Origin of the sequence: Coprococcus sp. HPP0074 (assembly GCF_964238105.1) — a bacterium.
Taxonomy (GTDB): domain Bacteria; phylum Bacillota; class Clostridia; order Lachnospirales; family Lachnospiraceae; genus Faecalimonas; species Faecalimonas umbilicata.
Window position 1 is genome coordinate 51334 of record NZ_CAXSKS010000010.1, and the last position, 12459, is coordinate 63792.

At 44.3% G+C, this 12459-nt stretch carries 7 protein-coding genes; 1 reads left to right on the plus strand and 6 read right to left on the minus strand.

All coding sequences use genetic code 11. The annotated features are described in order from the left end of the window. Positions 1-3: 3 nt before the first annotated feature. The 3 genes from def to ACESPO_RS12240 form a co-directional block, all read right to left on the minus strand. Complete coding sequence (def, locus tag ACESPO_RS12230) at positions 4-474, minus strand: peptide deformylase (RefSeq protein ID WP_008976361.1); 471 nt, start codon at positions 472-474, stop codon at positions 4-6. A 99-nt stretch (positions 475-573) separates the two neighbouring features. After that, positions 574-2817: a replication restart helicase PriA gene (gene priA / locus ACESPO_RS12235; RefSeq protein ID WP_499788900.1), complete on the minus strand. Its 2244-nt coding sequence runs from the start codon at positions 2815-2817 to the stop codon at positions 574-576. Next, the gene (locus ACESPO_RS12240; RefSeq protein WP_008976363.1) at positions 2818-4290 is read right to left on the minus strand and encodes a UDP-N-acetylmuramoyl-L-alanyl-D-glutamate--2,6-diaminopimelate ligase; all 1473 of its coding nucleotides are present in this window, start codon (positions 4288-4290) and stop codon (positions 2818-2820) included. 202 nt (positions 4291-4492) lie between these two features. On the opposite strand from ACESPO_RS12240, the gene ACESPO_RS12245 reads away from it, so the two are divergent. Beyond that, positions 4493-5368 carry a VanZ family protein gene (locus tag ACESPO_RS12245; protein ID WP_499788902.1) on the plus strand — a complete coding sequence of 292 codons (876 nt, stop codon included), beginning with the start codon at positions 4493-4495 and terminating at the stop codon, positions 5366-5368. Between the two features lie 21 nt (positions 5369-5389). Here the strand turns inward: ACESPO_RS12245 and ACESPO_RS12250 are convergent, their stop codons facing one another. The 3 genes from ACESPO_RS12250 to ACESPO_RS12260 form a co-directional block, all read right to left on the minus strand. Then, positions 5390-6622: a DNA polymerase Y family protein gene (locus tag ACESPO_RS12250; protein ID WP_009262857.1), complete on the minus strand. Its 1233-nt coding sequence runs from the start codon at positions 6620-6622 to the stop codon at positions 5390-5392. Positions 6623-6831: 209 nt separating this feature from the next. Next, positions 6832-9429: an ATP-dependent chaperone ClpB gene (gene clpB, locus ACESPO_RS12255; RefSeq protein ID WP_499788904.1), complete on the minus strand. Its 2598-nt coding sequence runs from the start codon at positions 9427-9429 to the stop codon at positions 6832-6834. A 538-nt stretch (positions 9430-9967) separates the two neighbouring features. Continuing rightward, on the minus strand, positions 9968-12409 hold the full coding sequence (locus ACESPO_RS12260) for a glycoside hydrolase family 3 protein (RefSeq protein ID WP_499788906.1): 2442 nt from the start codon (positions 12407-12409) through the stop codon (positions 9968-9970). Positions 12410-12459 lie beyond the last annotated feature (50 nt).

A 12459-nucleotide genomic window follows, 5' to 3' on the forward strand; every position in this document is an offset into this window, starting at 1 on the left:
CTCCTAGTCTTCTTCGTAATACATATCTTCCAGTTCGCCTTCTACTTTTTCTACATACAAATGCCCATCCAGATGATCGATCTCATGACAGAATGCACGGGCAAGAAGTCCTTCTCCCTCAAGTACAATTTCTTTCATATCTTCGTCAAATGCACGCACTTTGACATAATTCGGCCTTGTCACCACACCGGATTTTCCTGGCACACTTAAGCATCCTTCTTCCCCGGTCTGCTCTCCGGAAGTCTCAATGATCTCCGGATTGATCAGGAGAATCGGTCCTTCTCCCACATCGATCGTAACGATTCTCTTTAACACTCCAACCTGTGGTGCGGCAAGTCCAACTCCCATCGCATCATACATTGTATCAAACATATCATCGATCAGCACTTTTGTACGAGGGGTTACTTTTTCTACTTCCTTGCAGACTTTTGTCAGCACGTCATCTCCCATTTCACGAATCTTTCTAATTGCCATTTTCTTTCTCGTATGGTGTATTTCCTATAAAACTACGCCATACTCTCCTTTCTTTCCATTTTTATTCTTATATATTTTATCATGCTGTAATTGAGCTCACTAAAACACACTCATCGGATTCAGATCAAACTGTATCCAAAGATTTTGAAATCCACTGTTGATCTCTATATATTGTTCCAGCTGATCCTTCAGGAACACAAGTACTGCTTCCTGCTCCGATTTCAGATAAATCACTCTGCGATAAGTATCCCTGACCTTCCCGACATACGGACTTGCCGGTCCGATCAGCTGCACAGAGGTCCCTGCCCGCTCACACTTTTTGCAGCATGTTTCCGCATAAGCCTTCAGATAGTGACATGCTGTCTCAAGAAGTTCTTCCTCCTTACAGGAAACGAGAACTGCCATAAGCTGACTTGCCGGAGGGTATCCCATCAATGCGCGATAAGTCATTTCTTCCTGAAAAAACTGTTCATAATCCTGCTTTGCCGCTGCTACAATACTATAGTGTTCCGGACTGTATGTCTGGATCACAACTTCTCCGGCCTTCTCTCCTCTCCCCGCTCGGCCTGCCGCCTGCGTCAGAAGCTGAAAGGTTCTCTCTCCGGCTCGGTAATCGTCCGCATAGAGCGACAAGTCCGCCGCAAGAACTCCGACCAGTGTCACATTTCCAAAGTCATGTCCTTTTACGATCATCTGTGTTCCCACAAGAATATCTGCCTCCCCGCTTGAAAATGCAGCAAGGATCTTCTCATGTCCGTCTTTCTGTTTCGTCGTATCCATATCCATTCGAAGGACTTTCGCCTGCGGAAACTCCCGCAGAAGCAGTTCTTCGATCTGCTGGGTTCCCGCACGGAATCCTCCGACATGGCTGGATCCACATTCCGGGCAGGATGTCACCATCGGCTGTTCATACCCACAGTAATGACATACAAGTTTCCCATTCCTGTGAGAAGAAAGCGACACATCACAGTGCGGACATTTCACGACATGACCGCAGGAACGGCAAGAGATAAATCCCGCGTACCCACGGCGGTTCAAAAACAGCATAATCTGTTCCTTTTTCTTTAACCGGTCTTCCATCAGACTGCGAAGTGCATCACTGAAAATAGACCGATTCCCCTTTTCCAGCTCTTTTCGCATATCTGCCACTGTCACATGCGCCATCGCTCTTTGCTTTGTCCGTTCCGGAAGTCTGAGCAAACGAAATTCCCCAGTCACCGCTTTATAAAACGCCTCCATCGACGGCGTTGCGGAGCCAAGCACAACACTTGCCCCCTCCATCGCGGCACGCGCGATCGCAGTCTCTCTCGCATGATAACGTGGTGTCTGTTCACTCTTATACGTTCCTTCATGTTCCTCATCGATGATGATCAGTCCCAGTCTCTCAAATGGAGTAAACAGCGCCGAGCGGGGACCGATCATCACATTGATCTCTCCCCTCTTCGCCCGGATCATCTGATCATACCGCTCCCCTTTCGACAGCCTGGAATTGATGATTGACACCCGGTCGCCAAATCTCTGGTAAAACCGCATGACCGTCTGATAGGTCAAGGCAATCTCCGGGATTAAAACGATCGCCTGCTTTCCTTCCGCGATCACATGCTCGATCATTTCCATGTAGACTTCTGTCTTTCCACTCCCAGTCACACCATACACGAGATAAGTTCCCCGTTTTCCCCGGCGATACTCTTCACAAAATGTATGGATTGCCGCCTGCTGTGCCTCAGTATAGCAAAACGACTGTTGCTTTGTTCGCTTCGCAGTCACCGGATTGCGGTACACAACCTCGGCTTCTATCTGAAGAATTCTCTGCTCTTCCATCGCCCGCAGCACCGCCGCTGTAACTTTCAGCTGTCTTGTGACATACTCATACGGAAGAATAGGACAATCTAACAGCGCTGCAACAACCCTTGCTCTGGCAGTTTGATTTTTTGAGAGAAAATACGAAAGCCTTTCTTTTGCTTCCCTTCTGTCAAGAAGCAATCGAATGCTTCTCTGCTCTTTTTGTTTCTCCTGCTGCTTGATCGGAAGAACCGTCTTTAACGCCTGTATCATTGTTCCACCATAATGTTCCTTCATCCATGCCGCAAGCGCCACCAGCTTTGCCTCAATCGCAATATGATTCTGGATGATCTGTGTGATCTCTTTAATCTTCTCCGGATCGTAATTACATTTTTCAGAGAATCCAATCACATATCCCTTTGTCTCACGATTTGCTCTGCCGAACGGGATCAAAACTTCCATCCCAGTCTGCAGCCTTCCTTCCATCTCTTTTGGAATCCGGTATTGAAAGATCTTATCTAATTTTTCATGGGTAATATCTACAATGATATCTGCGTACATTTACTGCTCCCGTTCTCTTTCTTCTGCCAGAATATCCGCAATCAAGTCCCGCTCATCCATCGCATACTTGACTCCTTTGATCTCCTGGTAATCTTCATGTCCCTTTCCTGCCAGTACGATCACATCTCCCGGCTGTCCGTTGACGATCGCATAGCGGATTGCCTCCTTCCGGTCACAGATCTCCACATATGCTCCATCTGTCTTCTTCATTCCAATCTTAATATCATCAATAATTTCCTGTGGCTCCTCAAACCTTGGATTATCTGATGTAATGATCGTCAGATCTGCCAGACGACCAGACACCTCTCCCATCTCATAGCGGCGCGTTTTGGAGCGGTTTCCTCCACATCCAAACAGACATACCAGACGCTTTGGATGATATTCCTTCAAGGTGGTCAGAAGGCTCTCAAGACTCATCGCATTGTGCGCATAGTCGATCATCAACGTAAATTCATCTGAAACTTTGACCATCTCAATGCGCCCTTTCACTTTCGCTACTTTCAGCGCTTTTTGAATCTTCTCTGACGGTACATTAAAGTGTCTGCACACTGCAATGGCTGTCAGCGAATTATACACGCTGAACGTCCCTGGAATATCAATCTCCACATCAAAATCCATCAGACCTGCTACGTGATAGGCTACCCCGAGGTACCCCGGTCTTGTCACCAGTTCTGCATGTTCGGCGCGAAGATCTGCCTTCTCGGAAAATCCAAATGTTTCTATCTCACAGGTAGCCTCTCGGAATACATCTTTAAAATAGGGATCATCTACATTTGCAATCCCAATCTTACACTGTCTGAAAAGCAATCCCTTACATCTCTTATAGTCTTCAAAATCCTTATGCTCATTCGGTCCAATATGATCTTCCCCCAGATTTGTAAAAATTCCGATTTCAAATGGAATTCCTGCCGTCCGATGCAGCATCAGCCCTTGTGAGGATACTTCCATCACAACTGCATCACACCCTGCATCGACCATCTTCCGAAAATATTGATGAATTGTAAAAGACTCCGGAGTCGTATTGACCGCTGGGATCACCTCATCCCCAATGATTGCCTCAATCGTTCCGATCAGACCTACTTTATGTCCGACCTCTTCCAGAATGGATTTGACCATATAAGTTGTTGTTGTCTTCCCCTTTGTTCCTGTAATTCCGATTACTTTCAACTGTTCTGCCGGATATCCGAAATATGCAGCCGATGCAAGTGCCAGTGCATATCTCGTATCTTCCACACGGATGACGGTCATATGCTTTGGTGCCTCCACATCCTTCTCCACAATGACTGCTGCCGCACCTTTCTTTCCTACTTCTTCAATATACTGATGTCCGTCTGATACAGCTCCACTGATGCAGACAAAGACACTGCCTTCTGTTACTTTTCTGGAATCATTTGTCAATTCCGTAATTTCTATCTCTTTTGTTCCCTGCACAACTTCATATTGTAAACGTTCTAACAATGCTGTTAATTTCATGCGGTTTCCCTCCTGACTTTCTACATACCGCTTTGCGATATGGATAACAGTTATAGAATAACACACTCGGATATAGTTGTAAAACAGTCTTCCTCTATTTCCTTTATTTTAAGAAGATTCCCAATGGGGAATTTTGTCCTCCTTTACAAATATCTGAAAAAATGATATAGTTGCGTAATAATAAAAAGGAGGGATAAGCATTATGAAAGAACTGATCACCTTTGTATTAAAACCACTGTCTTTTCTGCCGGCACTGGCAATTATGTATATGATCTATTCTTTTTCCGGTCAGACCGGGGAGGAATCAGGAAATTTAAGTTATGAAGTAAGTGTAAAAATTGTAGAAATCGGAAATCAGGTTCTGGATAAAGGACTTCAGGACTGGGAAATTTCTGAAGTTGCCGCCAGCATCGAATATCCGGTCCGCAAACTTGCACATATGAGCGAATATTTCATCCTCGCTGTCGCAGTGTCCTTCCCGTTTTACGTCTACGGTTTGCGCGGTTTTCCGCTTATGGTCGTCGCCGGACTGATCTGTGTCGGATTTGCCGCAGGGGATGAATATCATCAATCCTTCGTAGATGGACGAGGACCTTCTGTGATTGATGTAGGCATCGACAGTATCGGTGTATTCTTCGGAATTTTAACTGTGCGGATCGTCTGCTTTATCTTTCTTGTACCTGCACGCATGTTGGAACGGAGACGGCGCCGCCTGGAACGAAAAAATGCCAGACGCAGCCGCACTCCTCGAAGATCTTACGGCTCCTACGAGTGCCGTTCTGCTCCGGCAAATCATTACCGATACAACTCTCCAGAACCTCGGGAATATTCCTCTTCCAGAAAGCGCCGTCGCTATGATGATGTGCTCGATGATGAATATGATGATACATTCGATGACAATGATTATTATGAGGACGATTACGAAGAGGAAGATTATCGAGAAGCCATGCGCTCCTCCAGGCAACGAAGAACAAACTCTTCTTCCTCAAGAAACATCTCTTTGGAAAACGAATGGTTTGGAGACCATTTTGAAGAGCAGCTTGGCAATGAAGTAAAAAAATTTACAGAAAAGCATTGATCTTTTGTTTTCCTTTTTCTACTATTCTTTTTCTGGCGGGAGCAGCACTCCTCTCATCACTGCATGCTCCCCATATTTTTTCCGAATCTCATCTACCGCCTTTTCAAGCTTTTCATATTTTGTATTGCGGGCATCCTTCTTTTTTCTCTGAATCTCCTGCTCCATCTGATAATCAAACAGATTCATCTGCCGCGGCGCACTCTCATCTACCAGCTTTGATGTACGGACTCCTAACAGCCGAATCGGTCTTCCATCCCACAATTCTCGGAAAAGACTGCAGGCATTCTCATACAGAATACTATCTGAACTGGTCGGCATCCTAAGCTGCTTCTGATGAGAAACACTTTGAAATGTAGCATATTTGATTTCCACATTGACCATCCCCGCCTGCTGCTTTGCTTTTCTGAGTCTTGCGCCGACACTTTCCGCCAACATCAGAAGTACTTTCTGAGCCTCTTCCTCACTTACCACATCCTGGGACAATGTCGTTGAATTGCCGATTCCTTTTGCCTGTGTCTGCTCCTTTTCCACCTTGGAATGCGTAATCCCATTTGCAAATTCCCACAGCATCCTCCCATGACTTTTCATGTGCAGCTCCAAAAGTTGTGGATTCATTCTGGCAAGATCCCCAATCGTGCGGATCTCAAGCTTTTCCAACACCTCAACGCTTGCTCTTCCCGCCATATAAAGTTCTGAAACCGGAAGTGGCCACATTTTTTCTTTCACCTCATCTGGAAACAACGTATGCACCTTATCAGGCTTCTCGAAATCCGATGCCATCTTCGCAAGAAGTTTATTCGAGGAGATTCCAATATTCACTGTAAATCCAAAGGTCTTTCGTACCCGCTCTTTGATTTCCTCTGCCGCCGCAACCGGACCGGAAAATCGATAAGCAATCCCTGTAAAATCCATATAGCATTCATCAACACTGACCTGCTCAATCTCTGGTGTATAGCCCTTCAAGAATTCCATCAGTCTCTGACTATACTGTCTGTACATCTTATGATCCGGCGGTTCAATTACCAGTGTCGCACACTTTCTGAGCGCGTTTGCTACTGGTTCCCCGGTTCTCACTCCATACTTTTTTGCAGGGATTGATTTTGCCAGAACAACCCCATGTCTGGATGCTTGATTTCCTCCTATAATAGAAGGAATCTTTCGCAGATCAATCTCTGACCCGTTTTTCAATTTTTCCACCGCAGTCCAGCTTAAGTAAGCGGAATTTACATCAATATGAAAAATAATGGATGACATGTCTGCTCCTTTCCCTAGCCTATTAAAAGTACACTTTTTCCATCTCTGATCTCTTTATCATCTGGGATTTCAAAAAAATATTCCGCGCAACAAAAAGAGAACATCTGTACTGTTTCTATCATTGCACAAATGTCCTCTTTCGTCAACGAAAAACGGCTTCACATGCAGACTGCTTCCACAAATCGCTTCCGCTGATTGAATTCACTTTGTTAGGATCTTACCCACGCCTTGACTCTCGCCTTGAGTGCTCCATCTTCTACATCGATCAAGATTGTATCCTCCGCTCCGATTTCTCCGGAAAGAATCAACTTTGCTGCCAGTGTCTCTACATTTTTCTGTAAAAACCTCTTAAGTGGTCTTGCACCGTACATCGGCTCATATCCGCCATCCACAACAAATTGCTTTGCAGCTTCTGTCAGTTCTATCTTCACTTGAGAATCCTGCAATCTTTTATTTAAATCCTGAATCAACAACTCAACAATCTCGTAAATATCTTTCTTCGTCAGTGGCTTAAACATAATGATTTCATCCAGACGATTTAAAAACTCCGGCCGGAAGTGTGCCCGCAGATCATTCATAACGAGAGTCTCTCTCTCTTCTTTGATTTCCCCATTCTCATCAATTCCATCTAACAAATACGTAGAACCGATATTCGATGTCATGATCAAAATCGTATTTTTGAAATCAACGGTACGTCCCTGTGAGTCTGTAATCCGACCATCATCCAATACTTGAAGCAACACATTGAATACATCTGGATGTGCTTTCTCAATCTCATCGAACAGTACAACAGAATATGGTTTTCTTCTCACCGCCTCTGTCAACTGTCCTCCTTCATCATATCCGACATATCCCGGAGGTGCTCCGATCAGACGTGACACGGAATATTTTTCCATATATTCACTCATATCGATCCGAACCATATTGCTCTCATCGTCAAACAGCCTTTGCGCAAGTGCCTTTGCAAGTTCTGTCTTACCAACACCGGTCGGTCCAAGGAATAAGAAAGAACCGATCGGCTTTGTAGGATCTTTGATTCCTGCTTTGGAACGGATAATTGCTTCCGTCACTTTCGTCACACCTTCGTCCTGTCCGATCACTCTTTTATGAAGTTCTTCGTCCAGATGAAGGGTCTTACTTCTCTCACTTTCATTTAACTTCGCCACCGGGATGCCCGTCCAGCGTGAGATGATCCTTGCAATCTCATCCTCTGTGACACTTTCATGCACAAGTGTCATCGATTTTCCTTTGACACGTTCTTCTTCCTCCTGAAGCTGCTTTGTCAGCTGCGGTAATCTTCCGTACTGAAGTTCTGCCGCCTTTTCCAAATCGTAAGAACGCTGTGCTTTCTGTATCTCCTGATTGACTTGCTCTATCTCCTCACGGATCTTCTGCAAACGTTCCACAGATGTTTTCTCATTGTCCCACTGCGCTTTCTTTCCGGCAAATTCATCCCGCATCTCTGCCAGTTCCTGCTGCAAATGAACAAGACGCTCTTGACTGAGTCTGTCATTTTCCTTTTTCAATGCAGCCTCCTCAATCTCTAACTGCATGATCCTTCTTCGCAGTTCATCCATCTCTGTCGGCATAGAATCTAACTCCGTCTTAATTAAAGCGCATGCCTCATCTACAAGGTCGATAGCCTTATCTGGCAGAAAACGGTCTGTAATATATCTGTTGGAGAGTGTTGCAGCTGCCACAAGTGCGCTATCTGTGATCTTCACACCATGAAATACTTCATAGCGTTCTTTCAATCCACGAAGAATAGAAATGGCATCTTCCACCGTCGGTTCATCTACCATAACCGGCTGAAATCTTCTCTCTAAAGCCGCGTCTTTCTCGATATACTGCCTGTATTCATCCAACGTTGTCGCACCAATACAGTGTAATTCACCTCTCGCCAGCATCGGTTTTAACATATTGCCGGCATCCATCGCACCATCCGTCTTTCCTGCACCGACAATTGTATGAAGTTCATCAATGAAAAGAATAATATTCCCATCACTGTTCTTCACTTCTTCCAGTACCGCTTTCAGACGTTCCTCAAACTCCCCGCGATATTTGGCCCCAGCTACAAGCGCCCCCATATCCAGCGCAAAAATCTTTTTATTTTTCAGACCTTCCGGCACATCTCCTCTGACAATTCTCTGTGCAAGGCCTTCTACCGCTGCAGTCTTACCGACACCAGGTTCTCCGATCAATACCGGATTATTCTTTGTCTTTCTTGAAAGGATCCGGACCACATTCCGAATCTCTGCGTCACGCCCGATCACCGGATCTAGCTTCTGTTCTCTGGCTCGTTCTACCAGATCGCTTCCATATTTATTCAAAGTATCATACGTAGCCTCCGGATTGTCGCTTGTCACCCTCTGATTTCCTCGGACAGTAGAAAGTGCCTGAAGAAATCCTTCTCTCGTAATTCCAAATTCTCTGAAAATGGCCTTTAATTCCTTGTTTGGATACTTCAACAGAGATAAGAAAATATGCTCTACCGAAACATACTCATCTCCCATCTGTTTTGCCTCATCTTCTGCATGGATCAAAGCTTTGTTCAAATCCTGGCCAATGTAGATTTGTCCGCCCTGTACCTTTGTGCGTTTTCTTAATCCTTCTTCCACGCGATTGCTAAACAACTGCTTCTGAATCCCCATTTTCTCGATTAGATTTGCGATTAAACTGTCATTTTGTATGATAAGAGCATACAGCAGATGTTCCTGCTCTACCTCCTGATTGCCATATTCATAGGCAACTTTTTCACATCCTTGTACCGCCTGCAATGAATTCTGGGTAAATTTATTAATGTTCATCTTGTTACCTCTCTTTCTTTTTGTTCTATAATAGATATAACATATGTTGTTAGCCATGTCAATAGATGAGTGCTAATTATTTTGTGAAAAATTTGTGAAGCCTTGATTTTACGGGCTTCACAGGGATTTTTCACTTACTTTCGCACTCGATTTTCTTGATTTGACCACATTTTTACCACAAATTCTTGGAAAAATATATTCGTCTGATTTTCTTACCACATTTTACGACAACGGCTTCTGGTTTATACCACAGCAGGTACAGTTTCTGGCAGGTTCATTTTAGACATCTCATTCTCCACATGAGGCTTCTCTGCAATATGATTGTAGACATTCATTGTGATCTGTGCATCTGAATGTTCTTCGCTCCGCTACGGTCGGTGCTAAACGGATCTCCATCGGACATCCAGCACCCTATCACATACTGCATAACTTTGGGATTGACATTGTTCTCACCCAGTCTGGTACATCCCGTATGACGAAGGGTATGCGATGAAATAGGAGGCATCAGCTCCGGCTCGTAACAACTAAATTGACATAATCAGCTTAATCTTCGAATCAGTTTCAGGATTCTGTCTGCACAAAGACGGATTTCCTTTTCTGTAAGTTTTCCTTCTTTATACGCATCACGAATGTTTTTATCATCATCCGGATTCCCCGGCATAATAATATCATTTCCTGCTGCCACACAAACCCACGGAATGCTTCCATCCTCCGGCACTGTTGTATTCCAGTCAGACATTATAACTCCTTCAAATCCCCACTCTTCACGTGCAATCCTTGTACAAAGGTCCTTGCTGTTTGCTGCATGCACACCATTGATCAGATTATAGGAAGACATAATCGCAGTTGGTGCACCCTCTTTGACGGCAATTTCAAAACCTCTGAGATAAATTTCTCTCAATGTCCTTTCTGATACGTGTGCATCAACCCCCATTCTGTTATCTTCCTGATTATTGCATGCAAAATGCTTGATTGTAACACCACATCCCCGTCTGCTCTGAACTCCTCTGGTCACCGCTGCTGCCAGTGTGCCTGCAAGAAATGGATCTTCTGAATAATATTCAAAGTTTCTTCCACACAGCGGATTTCTGTGAATATTCAATCCCGGTGCAAGCCAGAGATTAATATGAAATTCTTCCATCTCTGCCGCAACCTTCCGTCCAAACTGTTCCATCAGTTTTTTGTTCCAAGACTGTGCAAGTGCTGTTCCTACCGGAAATGCAGTACAATACTGATAGTAACGTTCTGCGCCCTCATGGTCTTTTTTTCCAACAAGATAACCATTTTCAAGTGAACCAAGCACACCTGTTCCATAAACTGTATCTTTCTCACGGTCTACTTCATAAGTTTGCTGCAGGCGGATTCCGGCCGGTCCGTCTGCCATGGTCAAAGATGGGATTCCGTATTGATCAAGCAGTGCTTCACTCGTCTCTCCTGCTGTTCCCGGCACTTTAATTCCAGATGCTCCAAGTGTACTTCTGATTTCAGACATATTTCCATACAGAAGTGAAATCAAATCTTCTACAGGAATCTCCGTTTCTTCTGGAAATGTGCATACTTTCTTTTCTTCTGCCTCTGGTTCAAATGATACGTTCGGAAGTTCCTCAAGTAGTGCTGTCCATTCTTCTGCGCGTCTGCATAATTCTTCTGCACAGTCTTTGATTTCAACGACTTCACTATGATCTTCCAGTTTCTTTGTTTTCTCCATCATTACATCAGCAGATACCTTTACCCCCGCTGAAAGTTTTGCCTCTGACAAGCTGTTTCCAATCCATATTCCATAAGCACCTGCCTGGATTCTCCACTCCTGCTGCTCTTCCAAAAAGCTTGCGAACGCCTTTGCAGGAAGAACAATATTCAGCATCTCTTTCTCTCCCGGTTTCAGTTCTTCTGTCTTTTCATATCCGACCAGACGACGGAATTCTTTTCTGCTTCCATCCTGAGGAAGAGAAGCATAAATCTGCACAACTTCTTTTCCGCTGTATGTTGTTCCTGTGTTTTCTACCTCAACAGTTACTGTCACACCTTTCGAAGCAGTATTTATACCGCAAAGTCGAATGTCAAATTCTGTATAAGACAGACCATAACCAAATGAAAATAATGGTTCAATTCCAAAGCTGTCAAAATAGCGGTATCCAACATAGATTCCTTCCGCATATTCTTCCGTCTCAAGATTTCCGTTCAAATAGCTGAACTCCTCTGCTGCCGGACAATCATCGTAGCGTTTTGTCCATGTTGTTGTCAGCTTTCCACTCGGTGTAAATTCTCCAAACAATATATCAGCAACTGCATTTCCACCTTCCTGTCCAAGCTGGGAAATATTCAGGATTGCACATATATTTTCTGTTCCAGCCAGCAGGTCTGTAAGTTCTACCGGTCCACCTGCATTAATGATCAATACAGTTGGGATTTTCTGCTCGTTTAGGAAATACAGATCTTTTTCTTCCTGGTCACTCAGATAATAATCCCCTTTTCTTTTTCTTCTGTCCTTTCCTTCGCCGGAAATACGGCTTATAACATAAACCGCTGCTTCTGCAGCCTTGATATCTTCATTTGTCACCGCACGGCCATCCGGCATGGCAAATGGATTGGCAGCATAGGCATCAAATGGATTGTCTACATGTTTTGCAGCTTCTAAGATCTGCTCCTTCCACTCTGTTCTCGCCTGCTCATAACGGTTGTGATAATCTTTCAGCCACTCCTCGCTTACAATATCCGCGTTTTTTTCTTTCATTCCGGCATATATAGATACACTTTCCCTGTTATTTACATCTCCGGAACCAGTACCACCTTTGATCGTCTTCTCTGCCCCAATTCCCAAAAGTGCAATCTTTGTATCTTTTTTTAATGGAAGAAGTCCTTCATTTTTCAACAGGACAATTCCTTCTTCTGCTGCCTCACGCGCAAACACTGCATGATCTATTTCACGCTGGCAAACTTCTGTACTTCTTGTTCCACTATGTTTCAAATTTGTTTCCATTTACACATCTCCTTAAATAAACCAACTGTAAGAAAAAAGCTGCCCACTAA